Below are 22,220 nucleotides of genomic sequence, written 5' to 3'. Positions count from 1 at the left end.
TGTTATTTACTAGCCTCATCCAATATAGCCAGATCCTCGGCATCTAATTTCAGATCTGGCGCAGCAAACAAGGTTTGCAATTGGCTCTCACTGGTCGCGCTGACGATAGGTGCGGTAATTAATGGGTTTGCCAATAACCACGCCAAGGCCACGGTGGCTTGCTTTGCTTCATGCTTTTCGGCAACAGTATCCAGCGCTTTCAAAACAGCTTTCCCTCTATCATCGAAATATTTTTTAACGCTACCGCCTCGGATTGTTTTATGGAAGTCTTCTTCTGTTCTGTATTTTCCTGTCAGAAATCCAGCTGCTAATGACCAATATGGAAAAACACTTAAGTTATGCTGTCCAACTAAAGCCGCATAATCGGTTTCAAAAGTTGTACGTTCTACGAGATTATAATGCGGTTGCAAAGCGACATACTTCGGTAAATCGTTTTTCTCTGCAACTTCAAAACTCTCGGTAAGTCGGGCTGGAGAAAGGTTGGATGCCGCGATGTAGCGGACTTTGCCTGCTTTAATAAGCTCTTCATAAGCGGATAGGGTTTCTTCTATCGGTGTCACCTTATCATCAAAATGGGTATAATATAAATCGATGCTATCCACTCCTAGTCGACGCAACGATTCATCTGCCGACTTTAAGATGTGTTTTTTGCTGATGTCAAACCCGTGTTCCTTGGTTTCCGAGCCCACTTTCGTAGCAAGCACGATCTGGTTTCGATTACCACGACTTTTCAGCCATTTACCAATAATTTCCTCAGATTGCCCTCCAGTTCCATTTAGCCACCAAGCATATGTATCAGCGGTATCGATAAAGTTAAAACCGGCACCTGTAAATTTATCCAATATATCGAAAGATGCTTGTTCATCTAATGTCCACCCTAAGACATTGCCTCCAAAATTGATCGGCGCTATTTCTAAATCGGTATTCTTAATTGCTACTTTGTTCATATTTATATTGCTTATATTAATTCTCTCCCTACGCTATACAACTGTGGTCGTATTACTTCTTTTATTTTCCCAAAACCAATACAACGCAACAGCGTAAATGCCGTGAAACAGTTGCGCTTGTACAGCTCCCCAGTTTTCTATGGTAGAACTCCCCAGAATCAAGATTCCCATCAATGCTAAAGCACCATATAATATATACCGAGTTTGATAACCTAATAATAGTAGTAGGCCTAATACCGCTTCTATAAAAGGCAGTATAAAGCCAAAAGCGAGGATCAATCCACCAGGCAGTATAGAACTTTCCATCGATGATACCATACCTTCTGCGAATGAGGTAAGTTTTGGTAAGCGTACTAGACCATGACCAAGCAAGGATATGGCCAGCGGCAATCTCATAAAGAAAAACGTTGTTTTAAAATCTTTCATGATCGTTCGACGTTGTTATTCCAAACTTAGCGAATATTAAAAGAAGCCATGTTATCTGTTTGTAATAAATAGTGTAAATTCGTGTTGTTGAAAATGGAATATTCTTTTAAACAAGCGCAAAAAGCAGATGCACTCCAGATTTGGGAAATCTTGGCCCGTGCAATACAACGGAGAAAGGAAGACGGAAGTAACCAATGGCAAGATGGTTATCCGAATCCTTCCGTCATCAGAAGCGATATAGAAAGGGGCATCGGGCACGTCTTAGTCGATAGCAATACTATCGTGGGTTATTGTGCGATATTGATAAATGACGAACCGGAGTACACCAAATTGAAAGGGAACTGGTTAACGAATGGAGATTTTGTTGTTTACCATCGGGTGGCTATATCCGAAAAATATCTAGGTCAGGGATTGGCGAAAAAGATGTTAGGGTACGTTGAAGATTTTGCCCGACAACATAACATCCACAGTGTGAAAGCCGATACCAACTTTGACAATGCGGGCATGCTTAACATATTCAGTAAATTGGGTTATACCTATTGTGGAGAGGTAACCTTCCGAGGAACACCCCGAAAAGCTTTTGAAAAAGTTTTAACCGATTAAACTGTCTTAGATTAACTTGTTATTCTTTTCAAGCTATCAATAAATGCATCCACTTTGTTTTCATCCGTCGCCCACGATGTAATAATGCGAACAGCAGACCGCTGTTCATCTATGGTTTTCCATTCGTAGAAATCATATTGTCTCATCAATTCATTCATGACGGTCTTGGGAAGAATGGGGAAAATCTGGTTCGTATGAGGAGGTGTAAGGAAAGGATAGTCTTGTGCTTCCATAGCATTTGCTATTTTCATCGCCATTTCATTGGCGTGTTTTGCCAACGTGAAGTATAAATCATTTCTGAATAGTTCGAGGAATTGGATTCCTAATAAACGTCCTTTAGCCAATAGAGCTCCTTTTTGTTTTAACATGTAATCGAAATCTGCTGCAAGACGGGCTTTATTAAAGATAATCGCCTCGCCCAATAAGGCCCCATTTTTCGTCCCTCCAATATAGAAAACATCGGTATACTGCGAAATATCCGATAAAGTCAAATCATTGTGCTCGGCGGTCAATGCATGCCCGAGTCGTGCTCCGTCCATGAACAAGTATAGATCTTTTGACTGGCAATAAGTCGATAAGGATTCTATTTCCAACCGGGTATAGATGGTACCGATTTCGGTAGAATTGGATATATAAACTAGTTTTGATTTTACAACATGTGGCCTAAGCGCGTACTCCTGCAATATATTTTCAACATCGGTAGGCGTTAATTTACCATCTGAAGTCTCCACGGTGATTACCCTGTGCCCGGTCGCCTCGATAGCTCCTGTTTCATTAGCATAAATATGACCAGTTTTGGCACTAATGGCAGCTTCGTGCGGCCGTAAAAGCGAAGATATAACCAATAGATTCGTTTGTGTTCCGCCGGAGACAAAATAAATCGCAGCGTCGGGGTTGTGTATCTTCTGTCGAAGTCTTTCCTTTGCTTCCATAGTATACTCGTCTTCCCCATACCCCATTTGTTGCACGTAGTTGGTTTCTACAAGCTTATCCAGGATACGAGGATGAGCACCTTCTGCGTAATCGTTTTTGAAACTATACATATCGCTGTTCACTTTATAAAAACAAAAGTAAACAGTATCCAAGGATTTTTATATAACAATAATGCTAAATAGCATGTCATTTTAGAATTCTAAATGAGTGTCGCAAATACTGGGATCTGGGCCTACACAGCGACTTTATAAAACAGCGAGAACAATTTCCCGGATCTATACAAATAAATACACAAGTACTAAATTATTACAGTGAAGCCAATAACTACCTCTATAGGGCCCGACAGCGGTATTTCGATTGGAGGACACAAAGCTAAAATACATGTTCGATGGAGGGTGGAGGCCTCCATTCTACACCAACACCGTAAATGCTTTAAGTATAAATGCTTCCCTTAGCCGACCCGGATTCGCTGGCTAAATTGGATTTCGCAAACGATCGGAATATACATCCCGCTCGATAAGGTATAGAAATTAATTGAAGGGTTAGCCAATCTTCACAGAGGTCATCGTCAGCGAACCTCCAACAGCTTTATCGTTAAATAAAATTGCTTCTTCATTTTTGTCTTTCAACGACAGTGCGTACAGCAAAGGCATATAATGCTCCGGTGTGGGCACGGCTAAATGAAAGGGTTTGCCTTGTTTGTGGTACTGAATCAAGGACTGATGGTCGTCGTTCAATATAAACTGTTTCATTTTTTCATTTGCTTCTATCGCCCAATCAAATCCAAAAGTTTCATTCAGTTGTTTCCAAGCCACCAAACCAAGATTGTGTACCATATTTCCGCTGCCGATGATCAGCACACCTTTCTCGCGAAGCGATTTCAATTCACTTGCCAACTCATAATGGTATTGCGGATTCTGATAATAATCTAGGCTTAGTTGGATGACAGGTATGTCGGCCTGCGGATAGATATGCCTAATCACCGACCAAGCACCGTGGTCAAGACCCCATTTGTCGTCCAGCTCAACATTAGCTTTCTTAATTAACGATTGCATTTCTTTCGCCAAATCAGGGCTTCCTGGGGCGGGGTATTCCACCTCAAACAGTTCTTTGGGAAATCCTCCAAAATCGTGTATGGTAGGGGGATTTTGCATTCCAGTCACAAAAGTCCCCCGTGTTTCCCAATGTGCCGAAACACAAAGAATGGCATTAGGCTTGGGAATTTCTGTAGCAATCTTCCTGAAACTTCCCACAAATTCATTTTCCTCAATAGCATTCATTGGGCTGCCATGGCCTAGAAACAACACAGGCATTTTTACAGTATTGTTCAAAGCCTCTGTCATCTTATTCAATTCCTTGAGTTTCATTGCTGCTCCCGCTAATGGCAGAATCGCCAATTTTTTTAAAAATTCTACCTGATTCATTCAATTCTTTCATGGTTGTTAATGCTTTTTTATAGCATGTTCTAAGATTGTTGTACAAATTGTAATTCACCGCTGATTTTTACCTCTTCACTGACCAATACACCTCCGGATTCAAGAGCTGCGTTCCAGTTCAAGTCCCAGTCTTTGCGATTGATCTTTCCTTCGAAAGAAAATCCGGCCTTCTCGTTTCCCCAAGGATCTTTATTAATGCCTCCAAACTCTACATTAAGTTTGACTTCCTTGGTTTTTCCTTTAATAGTCAAGTCGCCAACAAGTTCAAACTCGTCATCTCCCTTGGGCTTGAATGAAGTGCTCGTAAAAAAGAGATTTTTAAAGTTTTCAGTATGAAAAAAATCGGAGCTTCTTAGATGCTCGTCTCTCTGTTCATTGTTGGTGTTAATCGAAGCGACATCAATATTTACATTAAATTTTGCTTTAGCAATATCTTCACCTTTGACATCTACCAGAAAGCTTTTAAATTCACCTTTGACGTTGGTGATCATCATATGTCTTACTTTAAACCCAAGTTCGCTATGTGTCGAATCTAAAACCCATTTTGTCACTGCTGTTTCCATTTTCTTTATTTTTAAATGTTTATAAATTAATGAATTATATCTTATGCAAAGATACCTTCTATAGCACGCAGGCAGGTAATAGTATTCAGAAAAGGAGTTGTAATTTTAGGAAATGAGCTTTTGCATTTCTGTGCGAAAACTAGAAGGTGTCTGTCCAGTTTTCTTCTTAAACACATTGGTAAAGTAGGCTTTTTCATTGTAGCCCAACTCAAAACCAATCTCCGAAATAGTCTTGTCCGTCGTAGATAACAAGCTTTTGGCTTCAATCAGTTTTCGTGTTTCGATGATTTCCGAGACACTTTGTTGCAGGATTTGATGGCAGATATTATTGAGATTTCGTGCAGACATAAATAGTTTCTCGGCATAATACTCTACACCTACGCTCCGGCGGAAATTCTCTTCCAGAATTCTCAGAAAGTTTTTAAAGGTAATATTTTGAGATTTGAGTTGTTCTTCTTCGTTAGGTTTTAATTTTCGTCGTTCAGACGCTATCATGGTAAAAACCGCTCCAAGAAGTTGCCGGATGATGGCATAATCGGGCAAGTTCTGCTGCATTTCTTCATCCATCATTTCGCAAAGCGTGCTAAGTCGTTCGAAACAAGCGCCAACGGGCAGCTCGATACTGGCATTGTCGTGATAGAGCGAATAAAGCTGAAAGGTGGTTTCTGGGATAAATTCACTTTTGAAGCGGATGGCCCACATTTGACATTTTCCGTCTTTCATAATGGGTTTTACCCGATGTACTTTTCCTCTGGTCACAAAACTCACAAAAGGAGCCCGAAGCACGGTGGACCTGAAATCGATAAAGTGCTCCAATTGTCCTTCTGTACCAATGATAAGTTCTTCAAAATCGTGGTGATGCGGTTCATTTTCCGAAGCAATGATCTTTTTTGCTTCAATGGCATCCACTTGAAATATTTTGAAAGTTTCTGTCATCGCTATAAAATTAGTAAAAATTAAAAATGTAAGAACGATAGAAATTACCCAAATTCAAACTTTCAATAATAAAACGGAGAGCTTTTTCAGATTATTATAAATATAAAAAAAGGAAATGCCAATTTATGTGCATTTCCTTATGTAGCCCGTAGGGGAATAACATCCTTCGGACATCAGTCTCTTTATCAGTATTTTACAAGCCTTCCATCTTCCTACTCACCGAATCGCTCACTGGTTTGACATACGTTTTAGCTGCAATTGCTTTATGGTTTAAAGATAAGGAATTTAGATGGCAAATTCAAGTGTGTATCGAGAAAAAGTTACGTTTTCGAAAAAGAATAACTAGTTTAATTACTTCGTCTGTCAATAGAATTTAGTTGCGGAAAGTGTAACCCTTCCGAAGTTTATGAAGCCCTCCAAATGAGAAAGGTTTACTCGAATAATTAGATGATTGTTAGAAAGTTTACGGGGTACATTACGCCTAAGTAGGTTTTTCTGTTTCTAAAATTTTAATAATTTTCAGATTACAAACAATTGTATGTATAATTTACATTTTGGTATTTGAAAATATTATTGTAATATTGCGATAACAAAAATATTACAGCATGGGGCTTACCAAATCGGAAATATTCACGGGCGAACAAAACAGATTGGCGTCACTGTTTAAGGTTTTGGCACACCCAGCGAGGGTTGCCATACTTCAATATATCATAGACCAGAAAAACTGTATCTGTAATGATCTGGTTGAGGAGTTAGGGTTGGCACAGGCAACCATTTCACAACATTTAAAAGAGTTGAAAAACGTCGGTATCATTCAGGGAACTATTGAGGGAAAATCAGTTTGTTATTGTATTGATGAAAATATTTGGAAAAAAATCCAAGCAGATTTTAATACTTTTTTCAATCAGGAAGTAAAAGTAAACAAATGCTGTTAACGGTATTTTTTTAACATTTAACATCGTTATATTACGATGTATCATTCAATAAATCATTTCAAATTAAAAACAATGAAACTATCAAACATCAAGGAAATCTTACCAACATTGGAGAATGTTGAATTTCAGTTAGAAAACGGAACATTTGTACCCGAACATTTCCACGTTACGGAAATAGGTATCATTACCAAACATTTTATTGATTGTGGCGGAACTATCCGAAATGAAAAAGTTATCAATTTCCAATTATGGAACGCAAATGATTTTGAACACAGATTAAAGCCGACAAAACTATTGAAGATCATTAAACTATCCGAAGAAAAATTGGGTATTGAAGATGCAGAAATAGAAGTGGAATACCAAAGCGAAACTATTGGCAAATACGATTTGGATTTTAACGGAAACCATTTTGTCCTGAAGAACAAACAGACCGCTTGCTTGGCGAGTGATGCCTGCGGTATTCCTGCCGAAAAGCAAAAATTAAAGCTATTAGAATTGAATAACGCTTGCTGTACACCAAATTCGGGTTGTTGCTAAAAACTAATCATTATGTACAAAGATTTAATCGGAACGATTGACAGAATTGTTGCTAATCAGCATACTAGTGAAGAACGCAAAGACGTATTGCAACCATTAGTGGATTTCGTACAGCAAAAGGTAAATAACGAACAGGAAATAAACCTAAATTTCATTTGTACCCACAATTCACGTAGAAGCCATTTAGCACAGGTTTGGGCACAGGCGGCAAGTGCGTATTATCATATCCCGAATGTGCATTGCTATTCGGGTGGTACGGAAGAAACAGCACTATTTCCGAAAGTAGCAGAAACATTGGCTAAACAGGGCTTTTCTGTTTTCAAAATCTCGGAAACGGACAACCCTGTTTATACTATTAAGTACGGTGAAAATGCTTTACCTGTAATCGGTTTCTCAAAGAAATACGATAGTCCTTTCAATCCTGTATCAGCGTTCACAGCCATTATGACCTGTTCGCAGGCAGACGGTGGCTGTCCTTTTATCGCAGGTGCAGAAAAACGAATACCCATCACATTTGAAGATCCGAAGATTTCAGACGGAACAGCAGAGCAGACACAGGTTTATGCAGAAAGAAGTTTGCAGATAGCTACCGAAATGTTCTATGTTTTTTCAATGATTAACAAATAACCGATGCGACCAAAATTAAAATTCCTTGACCGTTACCTTACCTTTTGGATATTCCTTGCTATGGCATTGGGTGTAGGATTGGGCTATTTCTTTCCCAACATTTCTAATGTAACAGACAGCTTGTCCGTAGGTACAACCAATATTCCGTTGGCAATAGGACTGATACTGATGATGTACCCGCCATTGGCAAAAGTTGATTATTCGCTATTGCCCCAAGCATTTAAGGATAAAAAAGTAATCGGTATATCCCTGTTGCTGAATTGGGTAGTCGGTACAGTATTGATGTTTGGGTTAGCCGTTTTGTTTTTACGGAACGACCCCGATTATATGGCAGGGCTGATTTTGATAGGATTGGCAAGGTGTATCGCAATGGTAATCGTGTGGAGTGATTTGGCAAAAGCCAACAGGGAATATACGGCATTATTGGTAGCGTTAAACAGCATCTTTCAGATATTGAGTTACAGTTTTTTGGTTTTCCTTTTTATCAATGTATTACCCAGCAAATTAGGATTAGCCAATTTCAATGTAAACGTGTCTATGAAAGATGTAACCGAAAGCGTTTTGATATACCTGGGTATTCCCTTTGTTGCAGGTTTTGTAAGCCGATACGTTCTTATAAAATCAAACGGTATCGAATGGTATAACAGGAAATTCGTACCCAAAATATCGCCAATTACATTGTATGCTTTGCTGTTTACCATTGTATTGATGTTCAGTCTGAAAGGCGACAAAATATTAGAGTTGCCAATGGACGTGATAAAAATAGCCATACCGTTAATCATCTATTTTGTGTTAATGTTTTTCGTGAGCTTCTTTATTAGCAAATCGTTGAACGTTCCTTATGACAAGAATGCTTCAATAGCGTTTACAGCCACAGGAAACAATTTTGAATTGGCAATAGCTGTAGCCATTGCCGTATTCGGTATTCATTCACCACAGGCGTTTGTGGGCGTAATCGGCCCACTTGTGGAAGTGCCTGTATTGATACTGTTGGTAAGGGCAAGTTTGTGGCTGAAAAAAGTACATTATAAGCCGAAGTCGACAGCATAAAGCGATGTTGTGTTGATATATTTTTTTAGATGCTTATGTCTATATATTGTCACTTAAAGAGTTTCAAAAAGATGGAATAAACTCCATACCGAAAAACGAAATATCAGCACTATATTGTCCAGTTATTGGTAATCTGCTTTCTGATCTAATCATAACATAAGTACCTGTCTATTGCGAAATAAAGAAAACAATCAAGAACGTAAGAACTAATGCCACAAGGCACATGGCAGCCAAACCAAATGTTTCGTGCAGTCCTAATAAATAAAGTATTCCGGCAATTCCCCCCAAGACCAATATAAATATCAAAGCTGTATTTGGCTTCTTCTTCATAACAGTGATTTAAAGTGTCGACAACTTATAGAATTCTGCTAATTTAATGTTTTCAATATAAAGGTCATGGCTATTTGAGAGAAAATTTGATGTAAACACCTAGCAATACGACGGTTTTGGCAATCATATCCGATTTTCCTTTTCTAATCTATTTGGTTATATTATCTTTGAAACTTGTCACCTTTTACGGAACTAGTTATGCTAAAAATCCTCAAAAATTTTACTGATTCACCGACAAGTGGAGGGATAATCCTGTTTATATGTGTGCTTATTTCTTTGACTATTGCCAATTCTCCATTCGGTGCTGCATTTGAAAATATACTGAACACACCGCTGGGGTTTGAGACAGCTTCGGTACATTTACGATATACCACCGCCCTCTGGATCAACGACGGCCTGATGGCTATTTTCTTTCTTTTGGTCGGACTGGAGATAAAAAGAGAGTTGGTGAGTGGGGAACTGTCTACTCCCCGACAGGCCCTTCTCCCGATATTTTGTGCCTTCGGCGGAGCCATTGTACCCGCTGGTATATATTTCGCGGTCAATCAAGGGACGGAAACCGTTAGTGGCTGGGGAATCCCTATGGCAACGGATATCGCCTTTGCTTTGGCAGTGATTGCCATGCTTGGCAAACGAGTACCCGCTTCATTAAAAGTGTTTTTAGCGGCGCTGGCTATTGTGGACGATCTCATCGCCATTCTGGTTATTGCCATTTTCTATTCGGCAGAACTTCACACCATATATCTTGGCTATGCTGCGGCTATATTGGCACTACTCTTCATTTTTAACAGGTTAGGCGTTCGATCCTTGATCTTTTACCTCATTCCCGGCCTTTTTATCTGGTATTTTGTCCACCATTCGGGCATCCACGCGACCATAGCCGGCGTGCTGACCGCGATGACCATCCCATTGGCTACCAAAGGAAAGAAAGAACCGCCTTTGTTGAAACTGGAACATGCCCTTACCACGCCCGTAAACTTTTTGATCGTTCCCCTGTTTGCTTTAGCTAACACAGCCATCCGTTTTGAGGAAGGTATGCTGGAGGGATTGGTCTCTCCTTTGGGGATAGGGATCATTGTAGGGCTTGTGTTGGGTAAGCCTGTCGGTGTTTATCTGATGACCAAACTGGCAATTCTGTTGCGTATAGGTTCTATACCGCAGGGGGCATCCTGGGCACAGATTATCGGTGTAGGACTTTTGGCGGGTATCGGTTTTACCATGTCCATATTTATTGCCCTGCTGTCCTTTTCGGACAACCTGCTTATCGCCGAGGCAAAATTCTCCATATTGGTCGCCTCGCTTCTTTCGGGTATAACGGGATATATCCTGTTAAGCCGAGTCGCAACTCCATCGAACGATAACGAAAAAAAGACGTAGGATGAAGAAGATAGCGTTACACTGGCAGATATTGATCGGTATCTTAGTGGGTATCCTCACGGGGCTATTATGCGTCCAGTTTACCGGCGGAAAAGAATTTGTCATCGACTGGATCAAACCCTTTGGGACGATTTTCATCAATCTGCTGAAACTGATCGCTATTCCGCTGATCATCGTATCGCTGATCAAGGGGGTATCCGATCTCAAGGATACCACCCAACTTTCCGGCCTTGGCCTACGTACCTTTGGTATGTATATCTTGACGACCGTTATCGCAGTCACCATAGGTCTTAGCCTGGTCAACCTCATACAGCCCGGCAGCTTTATTTCTGAAGACACTAGACAGGAAATGTTACGATCTTTCGGAGGTGAAGTTCAGGAGAAGGTAGATGAGGCAGCCGAGGTACAGCAAACCAGAGGCCCTTTACAGGCCCTTATCGATATTGTGCCGGAAAATATTTTCGATTCGATGTCGGTAAACAGCAATATGCTGCAGATCATCTTTTTCAGCCTGCTGGTCGGTGTTGCCATGATATCCCTGCCCTTTGGCGAGATAAAGGCATTCAAAAAGGTACTGGATGCCGGAAACGCCATTGTGCTGAAGATCGTCGATCTGATGATGCTGTTTGCCCCTTATGGTGTGTTCGCGCTTATTGCCACACTCATCGCGGAAGCACCTTCCTTTGATGTATTTAAAGCCTTGGGCATGTACGCTTTTACCGTAGTATTGGGACTATTATTGCTTGTGTATGGTGTCTATTCACTTTTCGTTTATTTCTTCGGCCGCATGAATCCTTTCCGGTTTTTCAAAGCCATCCTTCCGGCACAGCTCCTTGGCTTTTCGACCAGCTCGAGTGCCGCCACCCTACCGGTAACGATGGAATGTGCGGAAGAAAACCTGCATATACGGAAAGATGTTCTGAGCTTTGTTCTGCCCATAGGTGCCACCATCAATATGGACGGCACCTGTCTGTACCAAGGTGTTGCGGCGGTCTTTATTGCCCAGGTGATGGGGCACGACCTCACCACTGCCCAGCAGCTGAGTATCATCGTGACGGCAACCCTGGCCTCCATCGGCGCGGCAGCCGTACCGGGAGCGGGCATCCTGATGCTCGTGATCGTACTGGAATCCATCGGTATCAGTCCTGCCGGAATAGCGCTGATCTTTGCTGTAGACAGGCCATTGGACATGCTCCGTACAGCAACCAATATATCCGGTGATTCCATGGTGGCTCTATTGATGGACAGGTCAGGCACAGGCCCTGCGGAACTTGCGCAAAATGATGGTGCTTAAAAATGGAAGGAAATGGGAATACCAATAAGGATATCCGGACCGAACCAAAGAAACGAACGGCGACCGACGAGATAAAGGAAACCATCTCGTCTGCATACAGGAAATTGGAAGATTGGGTCCGTCCCAAGAAAGGGCAACCCCTCTTCTTGCAGATCGTTATGTTTGTCCTGAAACTGCCCGTTCTTTTGCTCTTACTGTTGCTATCACCGGTGCTGCTGGTCGTGCTGTTGCTCGTTTTTCTGATTGCGCTATGAAATCGGGACAAAAGTCGGTCATCCTTTTTACTATATGTGCATTTCTGTTTATACTCCACCAATACCTGCAGAAAATAGCCGGCATCTCCCTTCCCCTGGTCGATAGCTATCTCGATCCGCTACTATGCATGCCGATCCTGCTGCACCTTATTGTCTGGGAACGGAAGTTATTCCATCGGAGAACTGAATACACCTTATCCCTTTCCCATATCGTAGGATACATTCTGCTGGTGTCGATCCTGTGCGAAATAGTGTTCCCTCTCTGGAACGAAAAGATGACGGCCGATCCGTAGGATATTGCCTGTTACGCAATGGGTGGCTTCATTTACGTGGCCGTTTCTACTCCGTATCTTCGGAAGTCAGCAGGACAGGCGTATGGGGATTGAGGACAATGGCCCTTGCCAGACTTTTGTGCACCAGTTTTTTAAAAAATCCCCGGGAGTCAATAAGGGTAATCAAGGTCATGTCAGCGTCCATACGATCCAAAATTTCGTTAACCGCCTCTATATTTTCGGGGACATGTGCCATTTCCGTAGACAGATCCTTCACCGGCGTTTCCTTTTCCAGCATGGCTTTCCACTGTTCCAAACGCTGTAGTTTATCTTCCGTCGGCGCGTCTTTTCCTTCATGGATATGCACCAGTGTACAGGAAGGACGTATATTGCCGAAAAGCGAATTGAAACTGTTGAGACTCTTGATATCGCCCTGCTGATAGTCCGTGAAAAAGACCACATTTTCCAGTTTAAAAGCATTCGTGTGTTCCGGAACAATCAACAGCGGCCGAGAAACGTCTCTGGCAACATCATACGTATTGCTGCCCAACAAATCCTTCCGCGTGCCCGATGCGCCATGTGCGCCCATAACCACCAGAATGACATTATCCTCTTTGATATAATGGTTGATGGCCTCTATAAAGCTGTTTTTCGCAGTGCCAGTGGTTATCTGTACGTCCGCATGTTTGCCTAACTTGCCGATAAACTCCGCCAGCCCTTTTTCAGCTCCCATCTTTGCGCGATCCTCGTCTGACTGATTGGCCAGGGGGCTCTGGAAAGCAGAGGTAAACGGCCGGTAGGCATGGAAAACATGTACGTGTGCCTGCATCTTCTTGGCCAGCTCTATACTATAACGTGCTGCAATTAGAGCGTTGTTCGAAAAGTCTGTGGGTACCAAAATGGTCTGCTTCATATCTGATTGTTTTATATCCGGTGCCTATACACTTTCATTGTACAGGCTATTCTACCAAAAATACAAAGCCCCGGTGGCTTTGGCAAGTTATTCCGCAGATATCGGGGATAGCCGCACAGTTCAAAGAAAGATTATTTTTTCCGGTTCCAGAAATACATATGGCGGAAATCATATTTTGAACTGTCGAATACAGGGTCTATCCCTTCGCGTCTCTGCGTTTCATAGTCTTTCAGCAATACCAGCACCCTGTTGTGCAGGAAGATAATGGCAATGACGTTCAGCCACGCCATAATACCCACGCCTATATCCCCTAACGTCCACGCAGATTCCGCCGTGGACACACAGCCCATGTATACCGACGCCAGGATAAGTAAACGCAACCCCCATACCGAAAGTTTATTCTTGCTTGCCCCCATGACAAAGCTGACGTTGGTCTCCGCAATATAATAATAGGCCATGATCGTCGTAAAGGCAAAAAAGAAAAGGGCAATCGCCACAAAACTATCGCCTATCATTGGAAAATGTCTTGCTACTGCAAGCTGCGTATATTCAGGTCCCGCCTGGATTTTCTCTCCGAGATTCTGTACGAGAAAGCCCCCCTCGGGGTCAGCGATATTATACTGCCCCGTAAACAGGATCATAAATGCCGTTGCCGTACAGACAAACAAGGTATCTACATACACGGAAAACCCCTGCACTAATCCCTGTTTGATAGGATGGCTCACTGCCGCTGCCGAAGCAGCATGAGGAGCAGTTCCCTGTCCGGCCTCGTTACTATAGATGCCCCGCTTTACGCCCCAAGAAATAGCCATACCGATAATACCGCCAAATGCTGATTCGGTATTAAAGGCTGCATTGAATATTAGGGCAATGACATCGGGTATCTGCCGGAAATTGAGCGCCATAATTACTACGGCCATCAGGATATAGACTCCCGCCATGAACGGTACAACATATTCGGCTACACGGCTGATGCGCTTGACACCTCCTATGATGATAAACGCCAAAAGTGACACCAGGACAATGGCGATGATATGGTGCGAGATACCGAAGGAAGAATGGACGGCCAGCGAGATACTGTTGCTCTGCACGCTTGGCAAAAGAAAGCCGGTGCTGATAATCGTGACAATGGCGAAGGTCCATGCAAAAACTTTGGAGTTGAGCCCTTTCAGTATATAAAATGCGGGGCCGCCGCGATACTGACCGTCTTTCACTTCTTTGTACATCTGTCCGAGGGATGCCTCAATGATGGCGGACGAACTACCGAGAAAGGCAATCGCCCACATCCAGAATACCGCTCCGGGACCGCCCATACCTATAGCTGTTGCTACACCTGCAATATTACCGGTACCCACCCGTCCGGATATCGCCAGGGCAAAGGACTGGAACGAGGAAATTCCCCGTTTTGAACTGTTACCCGAGAACAGGAGCTGCACCATATGCCGAAGATAGCGCAGCTGTGGAAACCGAAAACGTACGGTGAAATAGATTCCTGCGAGAAGGCAGAGAAAAACGAGGGCATCGCTCCAGACGATGTTATAGATCTGGTCTATGAATTGCTGCATCTAATGGTATTTGGTTTCAATCGAGCTAAGGTAGGAAAAAACGGACACTAAAACATGGATTATAGGGCGTATCTATCTGTTTTTTGAATACTATATATTTTGTTTATACTCAATCGATACTACGCTTTCCCGTCATGTCAGGTATAATTTTTTTTATACCTTTACCCGAACCGCTTGCACAAGATGTGGTTTTGGGTAGGAAATGTGATGGGGAGTACAAGGTGGATTATCGAAATTGTTTTGTCATTTCTGGACCGCTGAGGATGGTCAAACATAACCTTTTTTCCTAGCAGACCCCTGTATTTGGTTTTTCCTATCCGTAATGTATACGTTCTTGTGGAAGTAGGTTTTATTTCGCTAACATACAAAAATAACATTGCGCATGAACATTTATGAGTTGATTTCCATTGGTCTATATGTACTGATCATGATTATGATAGGTATTTACGGGTATCGAAAGTCGACGAGTAACTCGGAGGAATTTCTGATTGGTGGACGTAAGATGGGACCATTCGTGACCGCCCTGTCTGCCGGGGCATCGGACATGAGCGGATGGCTCCTGATGGGACTGCCCGGTGCTATGTACATGATGGGGCTTTCAGGTTCATGGCTCGCGATCGGACTTACCACCGGAGCATTTCTGAACTACCTTATCGTAGCGCCACGCTTGCGGGTGTATACCGAAGTTGCAAAAAATGCCATAACGCTGCCCGTTTTCTTTGAAAACCGCTTCCGTGATAAGTCGCAGCTATTGAAGCTGGTCTCCTCCGTCTTTATTCTGGTATTTTTTACACTATATACTTCTGCCGGAATGGTTTCGGGGGGAAGGTTGTTCGAATCGGCTTTTGGGATGGATTACAGTATCGGCCTTTGGGTTACTTCGCTTGTCGTGGTATTCTATACATTCATCGGTGGTTTTATGGCCGTAAGCCTGACGGATGCCGTACAGGGGACCATCATGGTCATCGCGCTATTGCTGATACCGACCGTTGTTATTTTTCAATTTGGTGGTATAGGGGAAACGGTGGACACCATCTATACCAAGGACAGCAACTACATGGACATGCTACGGGGAACTACCGCTATATCCATTGTTTCTCTATTGGCCTGGGGACTGGGGTATTTCGGTCAGCCGCATATCCTCGTCCGTTTTATGGCGATCGATAGCGTAAAGGACATTAAAAAAGCCAGACGTGTGGGCATGACATGGATGATCGGAACCGTTCTGGGCTCCCTGCTCCTCGGTTTTTTCGGGATCGCCTACCTACAGCAGTTTGACACGGATACCATGTTGAAATTTGATGCCTCACAGGAACTGTCCGAAACCATATTCATCTACCTGTCAAAAGCCCTTTTCCATCCGCTCATCGGTGGCTTTTTGCTTTCCGCTATCCTGGCGGCAGTGATGAGCACGATATCTTCGCAGCTTCTGGTGACCTCCAGTTCGATGACAGAGGATATCTATAAAACGTTTTTCAACAAACATGCTACGGCCAAAAATATGCTCATCATGAGCCGTATATCGGTGCTTGTTGTTGCCGTGGTAGCCTTCCTGTTGGCGCTGGATCCACAGGAAAGTATCCTGGGTCTTGTTGGCAATGCATGGGCGGGGTTTGGAGCAGCCTTTGGCCCACTCGTTATCCTTTCATTGCTTTGGAAGCGTACAACAGCAATGGGTGCCCTGAGCGGCATGCTGGTGGGCGGAGCGACGGTACTGTTATGGGTTTATGTACCGCATGCCTATAAAGATGTCTATGAGATCATTCCCGGCTTTTTACTGAGCTTTCTAACCACCGTGGTGGTCTCTTTGGTAACCGGACGTGTCCCAGGGGAGGTCGAAGGAGAATTTGAAGAAGTCCGGGAGATCGTCGGGCGCGAAAACAGATAATAAATGACAGAAAGCCTTTAAATGTGAGGAAAAAAATACGGTTTTCCCTTTTCGGGAATAAAGGAAAAACCCTTAGCTTTACCCCGCATTTTTAAAATAGTGGTGAAAAAACGTTTCTATAATCCGGCCCAGCTGTTCATATCCAGCTTTTTGCTGTTGATCGCAGCCGGCACCTGTCTTTTGAAGCTGCCGCTGGCAGTGAACCAGCCCTTGTCATGGATTGATGCCCTTTTCACCTCAACAAGCGCGGTTTGTGTCACGGGATTGATCGTGGTCGATACGGCAACCCATTTTACGTTCTGGGGACAGCTGATCATCATGCTGCTCATCCAGGCCGGCGGGATAGGCATCCTCTCTTTCGCAGCATTGTTCACCTATTTCCTGAAGGGCGGCAGCACTTACGAAAGCCAGCTGACCGTAGGCGCATATTCGAATACCGAACGGATGTCGGAAGTCTTTGTGCTGCTCCGGCGTATGGTGTGGATCACGTTAGGGATTGAATTGGTCGGAGCTTTGGGGATTTTCTGGAGTTTGGGCGATGGGAACGGGATGCCCCTGGGCAACCGGATATTTTTTTCGTTATTCCACGCCATCTCCTCTTTCTGCAACGCAGGGTTTTCCACGTTGTCCAACGGCCTGATGGAAGGCACCGTTGTACATAACTATAGCCTACAGTTTGTTATATCCCTCATTTATATCTTTGGAGGGCTGGGATTCCCTATTGTGGTAAACGTACTCCAGTATAACAGGCATGTTTATAGAAGGTTGATCGGAAAATGGACATTGAAGGGAAGCTTCCACCGACCTTGGGTACTGAACATCAACAGCAAGATCAACCTGGTTACCACGGGAATTATAACGTTCTTCGCAACTTTGGTAATCTACATAAACGAGTATAGCCACGTCCTTTCTTCCCATCAGGGTATTGGTAAACTGGTCATTGCCTTTTCTACGGCTACTACACCAAGGACTGCGGGATTCAACAGTATAGACTTCGGCGCACTGCAGTTCTCAACGATTATCTTTGTTATGCTGCTGATGTGGATAGGCGCTTCTCCCAACTCCACCGGGGGAGGGATCAAAACAAGTACGATTGCCTTGGCCGTCATGAATGTGTTGAGCCTTGCCAGGGGAAAGGACCGTACCGAGGTTTTCGGACGGGAGATAGGAATTATATCTATAAAAAGAGCTTTTGCAACGATGTTTCTGTCACTGTTTACTATTGGCGTAGCTATTTTTTCAATTTCATTTTTTGAACCAAACCGTCCATTGCTTGAAATTGCATTCGAGTGTTTTTCTGCGTATAGCACCGTAGGGCTGTCCCTTGGCGTAACAAGCGGTTTTGTAACCGGAAGCAAGGTTGTACTGATCATTGTCATGTTCGTGGGGCGGGTAACGATGTTGTCCGTACTGATTGCTTTTATCAAAAAAATAAAATACACACATTACAGGTATGCTCAGGAAGAGCTTACCATCTATTAAGAAATGTTATGAAGTTTATCGTTGTAGGATTGGGAAATTTTGGTGCATCGCTCGCGGAAAAGCTGACGATGCAGGGCAATGAGGTCATCGGTGTCGATCAGCGTATGGAAAAGATCAGCGCGTTGAAGGAGAAAATCACCCATACCATCTGCCTGGACGCGACCGATGAAGCCGCTTTTTCTACCTTGCCGTTGAAGAACACGGATGTAGTAGTGGTGGCGATCGGAGAAGATGAAGGAGCTAATATCATGGTCTCTGCCTTGTGCAAGGAGGCTCAAGTCAAGCGTCTGATCAGCAGGGCCGTCAACCGCCTTCATGAGAAAGTATTGGGCGCACTGGGTATTTCCGAGATTGCCCATCCCGAGGAGGAATCCGCCGAACGCTGGTCAAAGCGTCTCTGTATGACGGGGCTTGTGGATTCTTTCGAACTGAACAGCAACTATTCCATTGTCGAAGTCGTCGTTCCTCAAAAATATGTGGGCAAGTCCATACAGGAGATCGGATTCCGGGAAAAGTATGAACTATTGGTTCTCACGATATTAAAGAGTACCGAACAGCGTACCTCGTTCGGAAAAAACATGGTCACCACCGTGCTACATGGCGTACCGCAGCCCGATACGGTCTTAGAAGAGGGAGATATCCTGGCTATATATGGTTACAATGACCATATCAAAGCTTTTCTTTAATAAAAAAACGCAACCATGATCTACTTTATCACGCGCGATCATTATTATCGAGCCAATAAGTTCACGGCCTTTCTTCGCCAGATGTCTTCCTGATAAATTCTAAACTATCCTGCGGAAACTGGCTTTTCATCCATTGTTGAAGTTTGTTATCCTGCTCTTCGGTCAACATCTCATTTGCGGAATAAATGAACGCGATATATTCTGTAAGACTATCCGTAGTCACATACCTGTTCTGTATGCCGAGGCTATAGTTGTCTACTTCCGGGAAAAGAATGGCCATATTGCTACCTAGCTTATCGTCTATCACATTATACTTGGCTAGCCTGTTGTTCAGTGCTCGGATCGTAAGATCCTTTTCATTTACAGAGGTAGTACGTTGATTAATCTCATTCAGAATAGTAGATTTCAGATCGAGACTATCCTGACGGATGACCAGATCAGTATTCTCTATACCGAAAGTTTTCATAGCTCGTTCCAATGTCGCTATTTCCCTGCTGCTAAAAGTTTTTGTCAGAAAAGCAAGTTCCAGACGCTTCGGCGAAGTGTTTTGTAGGAGCTTTTCATAGATGACCGTATAGCCTTTTTCGGTAAGTTCCTGTTGGATAAAGTCGTGTACCTTATAGGTGTATTTTCTCTCCTGTAGTAACCTATAAGCGAAATAAAGGCTGGGCAGTACCAGTATAAGGGTAATTATCGTTATGCTTTGCGAAATCCGTTTCTCCTTCTGCTTATCCACATAATGCATCTTCGGATAGCGGAGGTACTTAACGATGACAAAAGTAGCCAGACAGATAAATACGCAGTTGATGATGTAGAGATATAAGGCTCCTGCAAAGTATGCCAGTTTACCAGTGGCAAGACCGTAGCCGGCCGTACACAGTGGAGGCATCAGCGCAGTAGCTATAGCTACGCCTGGGATAGGGTTGCCCTTGTCCACACGTGTGATTGCAATAACCCCGACCAGACCTCCGAAAAAAGCGATCAGTACATCATAGGATATTCCCTATCTTAACCTGCGGTTGGCATTACTGCTGATAAACATTTCATTACGTTCTTCAGAAATAATCTCTATAAAACGCTCGTAATGTTTCAGTACATCGGATATCAGTTCATTCTTGGTAAAAAACCGTACATCATATCCCTCGCGGTCGTCGCCAAAATAGGATTTAGGGAAAAACGTTTGGTTTCCTTCTATATCCGGCAGGTTATCTTCATTCAGCAGGTAATCCGATACAATTCTCGATTCTCCTTTCACCCCGTACAAAAAATTATTTACAACATCGTATTTAATCTCTATCTCTATCCTATGGGGATTTTCATAAAAACTAACTTTAGCTTCGACATCATTTCTGGAAAACTCCTCCTGCAAGTCCATAAAGGCATCTCTAACTGTTGTATCAATAAAACTAACAACAGACTTCTTATCACTGAAAGAGACGATCTGTTTCAGACGCTCTTTCCAAAATTCTCCTGACCAAGGTATCGTCGTTGCTGAAAAATCACGTTCGTAATAACTTCTATCAATGGACAGTGCCTTTATTAGGCTGACGATGAAAAGCAGCATGATAACCGAAAACGGCAATGCTGTAATCAATGTCATACTTTGCAAGGCGGTCAGTCCGCCAGCGTTCAATAGCATCAGTGCCAATACGGCAAGCAGGACACCCCAGCCGATGGTCTGCCATTTCGGAGATATCGGGGCGTTTTTTGTCGCTATGCTGTTCATGACGAACATACCGGAATCGGCAGACGTTACAAAGAAGATAATGATAATAGCAATAGTCAAAAAACTGGCGATTTCGGTTAATGGCAGGTATTCCAAGAAACGGAACATCAGGGCATCGGGATTGCCAGCGAGTTGACTCAACGCCCCGTCGGCAACGTTGGCATCAAACCATATCGCACTGTTTCCAAAAACAGTCATCCAGATAAAATTAAACAGAGTAGGGATAATCAAGACTGCCGCTACAAACTCCCGTATCGTTCGTCCCTTTGAAATTTTAGCGATAAATAGCCCGACATAAGGCGACCACGAAATCCACCACGCCCAATACAGTATTGTCCAGTCGTAAAACCACTGTTGCGTGTTCTCTTCGTACACATGTGTGTTGAATGTCAAACTAAAGAATTCATTGATATATGTCCCGATCCCTTCCGTGAAACTTCCTATCAGATATACCGTAGGTCCGAGGATCAAAACAAAAAGTAGGAGTATGACAACACTTACAATATTGATATTGCTCAATATCCTTACGCCTTTGTCCACTCCGCTCACGGCAGATATAATAGAAAGTGAAACCAGTACACCGACAATTAATACCTGGTAAATAAAGCTAGTTCCCGGCAAGATATTTAGTGTTTCCAGACCGGAATTGATCTGCACCACTCCAAAACCCAATGTGGTGGTAATTCCAAAAAAAGTACTGCAAAGTGCGAACACATCAATGGTATTGCCCCATGTTCCTTTGATCTTATCCTTCAAAAGAGGATAAAAACAGCTCCGCAAGGAAAGGGGTAAACGATAACGATAGGCAAAATAGGCTAAAGACAACCCGACAATCCCGTAAATAGCCCACGCGTGGATACCCCAATGGAAGAAAGTATAAAGTTGTGCGTCTTTGGCTCGCTGGACAGCCGTATTTTCTGAAAATACCTCATTTGAGTAATGCTGCATTGGTTCTGCAACACTAAAGTACATCAGTCCTATACCCATTCCGGCGGCAAAAAGCATAGAAATCCACGAAAAGAAAGAATAAGTGGGTTTAGTGTCATTTCTTCCTAGCCGGATATTACCATATTTACTGAACATCAAATAAACTAAGAACAGGACAAAGATGGTTACCGACCAGACATAAACGTAATTAAGGTTTACAAAGATAACATTCTTAACCGTGCTGAGCAGGTTTTCGGTAAGATTCGGATAAATAGCAGATAATAGACAGATACCCACGATGAAGATCAGACTGGGAGCGACGACACCTTTGCTGAGCGTTGTTCTTATTCTTACAGGTTTTTTCATATGGAACTTTAAAATACTTGGCCTTTTGGTAATAGCATTTAATAAATAATCAAAGAAGTTCTGTTCGTAACCCAAATACTATGTTTTAGAAGTACGGAAACGACTAGACAAACCTAATTAAATTCATTTTGATATACAATCAAACCA

23 protein-coding genes are annotated in these 22,220 nt (G+C 43.0%); 12 read left to right on the top strand and 11 right to left on the bottom strand.

Annotation, left to right across the window (positions count from 1 at the left end; translation table 11 throughout):
- Positions 1 to 2: 2 nt before the first annotated feature.
- The gene (locus FXV77_RS05790; protein ID WP_148918255.1) at positions 3 to 947 is read right to left on the bottom strand and encodes an aldo/keto reductase; all 945 of its coding nucleotides are present in this window, start codon (positions 945 to 947) and stop codon (positions 3 to 5) included.
- Positions 948 to 980: 33 nt separating this feature from the next.
- Positions 981 to 1,343, bottom strand: a complete 363-nt coding sequence (locus FXV77_RS05785) for a MauE/DoxX family redox-associated membrane protein (protein WP_222867716.1) — start codon at positions 1,341 to 1,343, stop codon at positions 981 to 983.
- A gap of 123 nt (positions 1,344 to 1,466) precedes the next feature.
- Here FXV77_RS05785 and FXV77_RS05780 point away from each other — a divergent pair, with 123 nt between their 5' ends.
- Entirely contained in the window at positions 1,467 to 1,976 is a 510-nt protein-coding gene (locus tag FXV77_RS05780) for a GNAT family N-acetyltransferase (protein ID WP_148918253.1), read from the top strand.
- Positions 1,977 to 1,987: 11 nt separating this feature from the next.
- On the opposite strand, the gene FXV77_RS05775 is transcribed toward FXV77_RS05780, so the two are convergent.
- The 4 genes from FXV77_RS05775 to FXV77_RS05760 form a co-directional block, all read right to left on the bottom strand.
- Entirely contained in the window at positions 1,988 to 3,019 is a 1,032-nt protein-coding gene (locus FXV77_RS05775; RefSeq protein WP_148918252.1) for a threonine aldolase family protein, read from the bottom strand.
- A gap of 432 nt (positions 3,020 to 3,451) precedes the next feature.
- Positions 3,452 to 4,333 carry a 4,5-DOPA-extradiol-dioxygenase gene (gene ygiD / locus FXV77_RS05770; protein ID WP_148918251.1) on the bottom strand — a complete coding sequence of 294 codons (882 nt, stop codon included), beginning with the start codon at positions 4,331 to 4,333 and terminating at the stop codon, positions 3,452 to 3,454.
- Between the two features lie 41 nt (positions 4,334 to 4,374).
- Positions 4,375 to 4,908 carry a YceI family protein gene (locus FXV77_RS05765; protein WP_148918250.1) on the bottom strand — a complete coding sequence of 178 codons (534 nt, stop codon included), beginning with the start codon at positions 4,906 to 4,908 and terminating at the stop codon, positions 4,375 to 4,377.
- Between the two features lie 105 nt (positions 4,909 to 5,013).
- Entirely contained in the window at positions 5,014 to 5,844 is an 831-nt protein-coding gene (locus FXV77_RS05760; RefSeq protein ID WP_148918249.1) for a helix-turn-helix domain-containing protein, read from the bottom strand.
- 605 nt (positions 5,845 to 6,449) lie between these two features.
- Here FXV77_RS05760 and FXV77_RS05755 point away from each other — a divergent pair.
- From FXV77_RS05755 to arsB, 4 genes are all read left to right on the top strand, one after another.
- Positions 6,450 to 6,779, top strand: coding sequence for an ArsR/SmtB family transcription factor (locus FXV77_RS05755; protein ID WP_148918248.1), 330 nt, complete (start codon positions 6,450 to 6,452; stop codon positions 6,777 to 6,779).
- A 72-nt stretch (positions 6,780 to 6,851) separates the two neighbouring features.
- A complete protein-coding gene (locus tag FXV77_RS05750) occupies positions 6,852 to 7,316 on the top strand; it encodes a DUF6428 family protein (protein ID WP_148918247.1) in 465 nt (154 codons plus the stop codon).
- A 12-nt stretch (positions 7,317 to 7,328) separates the two neighbouring features.
- On the top strand, positions 7,329 to 7,943 hold the full coding sequence (locus FXV77_RS05745) for an arsenate-mycothiol transferase ArsC (protein WP_148918246.1): 615 nt from the start codon (positions 7,329 to 7,331) through the stop codon (positions 7,941 to 7,943).
- 3 nt (positions 7,944 to 7,946) lie between these two features.
- Complete coding sequence (gene arsB, locus FXV77_RS05740) at positions 7,947 to 8,993, top strand: ACR3 family arsenite efflux transporter (RefSeq protein ID WP_148918245.1); 1,047 nt, start codon at positions 7,947 to 7,949, stop codon at positions 8,991 to 8,993.
- 168 nt (positions 8,994 to 9,161) lie between these two features.
- Here the strand turns inward: arsB and FXV77_RS22020 are convergent, their stop codons facing one another.
- On the bottom strand, positions 9,162 to 9,323 hold the full coding sequence (locus FXV77_RS22020) for a hypothetical protein (RefSeq protein ID WP_187444021.1): 162 nt from the start codon (positions 9,321 to 9,323) through the stop codon (positions 9,162 to 9,164).
- Between the two features lie 198 nt (positions 9,324 to 9,521).
- Here FXV77_RS22020 and nhaA point away from each other — a divergent pair, with 198 nt between their 5' ends.
- Genes nhaA through FXV77_RS05720 form a run of 4 tightly spaced genes read left to right on the top strand, consistent with a single transcriptional unit; the run spans position 9,522 to position 12,541 of the window.
- Complete coding sequence (nhaA, locus tag FXV77_RS05735; RefSeq protein WP_148918244.1) at positions 9,522 to 10,700, top strand: Na+/H+ antiporter NhaA; 1,179 nt, start codon at positions 9,522 to 9,524, stop codon at positions 10,698 to 10,700.
- A gap of 1 nt (position 10,701) precedes the next feature.
- Positions 10,702 to 11,994 (top strand): dicarboxylate/amino acid:cation symporter, encoded by a 1,293-nt coding sequence (locus FXV77_RS05730; RefSeq protein WP_148918243.1) that lies wholly within the window; start codon positions 10,702 to 10,704, stop codon positions 11,992 to 11,994.
- 2 nt (positions 11,995 to 11,996) lie between these two features.
- Positions 11,997 to 12,248, top strand: a complete 252-nt coding sequence (locus FXV77_RS05725) for a hypothetical protein (protein ID WP_148918242.1) — start codon at positions 11,997 to 11,999, stop codon at positions 12,246 to 12,248.
- On the top strand, positions 12,245 to 12,541 hold the full coding sequence (locus FXV77_RS05720) for a hypothetical protein (protein ID WP_148918241.1): 297 nt from the start codon (positions 12,245 to 12,247) through the stop codon (positions 12,539 to 12,541). The genes FXV77_RS05725 and FXV77_RS05720 overlap by 4 nt, the downstream gene beginning before the upstream one ends.
- 46 nt (positions 12,542 to 12,587) lie before the next feature.
- Here FXV77_RS05720 and FXV77_RS05715 read toward each other — a convergent pair whose 3' ends face one another.
- On the bottom strand, positions 12,588 to 13,433 hold the full coding sequence (locus FXV77_RS05715; RefSeq protein ID WP_148918240.1) for a universal stress protein: 846 nt from the start codon (positions 13,431 to 13,433) through the stop codon (positions 12,588 to 12,590).
- Positions 13,434 to 13,564: 131 nt separating this feature from the next.
- Positions 13,565 to 14,998, bottom strand: coding sequence for an alanine/glycine:cation symporter family protein (locus FXV77_RS05710; RefSeq protein WP_148918239.1), 1,434 nt, complete (start codon positions 14,996 to 14,998; stop codon positions 13,565 to 13,567).
- Positions 14,999 to 15,380: 382 nt separating this feature from the next.
- On the opposite strand from FXV77_RS05710, the gene putP reads away from it, so the two are divergent.
- The 3 genes from putP to FXV77_RS05695 all read left to right on the top strand — a co-directional run bounded on the left by putP (position 15,381) and on the right by FXV77_RS05695 (position 19,054).
- Complete coding sequence (gene putP, locus FXV77_RS05705) at positions 15,381 to 16,886, top strand: sodium/proline symporter PutP (RefSeq protein ID WP_148918238.1); 1,506 nt, start codon at positions 15,381 to 15,383, stop codon at positions 16,884 to 16,886.
- Positions 16,887 to 16,985: 99 nt separating this feature from the next.
- Positions 16,986 to 18,368 (top strand): TrkH family potassium uptake protein, encoded by a 1,383-nt coding sequence (locus FXV77_RS05700; RefSeq protein WP_222867715.1) that lies wholly within the window; start codon positions 16,986 to 16,988, stop codon positions 18,366 to 18,368.
- Positions 18,369 to 18,376: 8 nt separating this feature from the next.
- Positions 18,377 to 19,054: a potassium channel family protein gene (locus FXV77_RS05695; protein WP_148918236.1), complete on the top strand. Its 678-nt coding sequence runs from the start codon at positions 18,377 to 18,379 to the stop codon at positions 19,052 to 19,054.
- Between the two features lie 61 nt (positions 19,055 to 19,115).
- Here the strand turns inward: FXV77_RS05695 and FXV77_RS05690 are convergent, their stop codons facing one another.
- On the bottom strand, positions 19,116 to 20,036 hold the full coding sequence (locus FXV77_RS05690) for a DUF389 domain-containing protein (protein ID WP_262713618.1): 921 nt from the start codon (positions 20,034 to 20,036) through the stop codon (positions 19,116 to 19,118).
- 21 nt (positions 20,037 to 20,057) lie between these two features.
- Positions 20,058 to 22,073: a BCCT family transporter gene (locus FXV77_RS05685; RefSeq protein WP_148918234.1), complete on the bottom strand. Its 2,016-nt coding sequence runs from the start codon at positions 22,071 to 22,073 to the stop codon at positions 20,058 to 20,060.
- Between the last annotated feature and the right edge of the window lie 147 nt (positions 22,074 to 22,220).

The sequence above is a fragment of the Sphingobacterium phlebotomi genome, from assembly GCF_008180195.1.
Taxonomy (GTDB): Bacteria; Bacteroidota; Bacteroidia; order Sphingobacteriales; family Sphingobacteriaceae; genus Sphingobacterium; species Sphingobacterium phlebotomi.
This window is presented reverse-complemented; position numbering and strand designations above follow the sequence as displayed.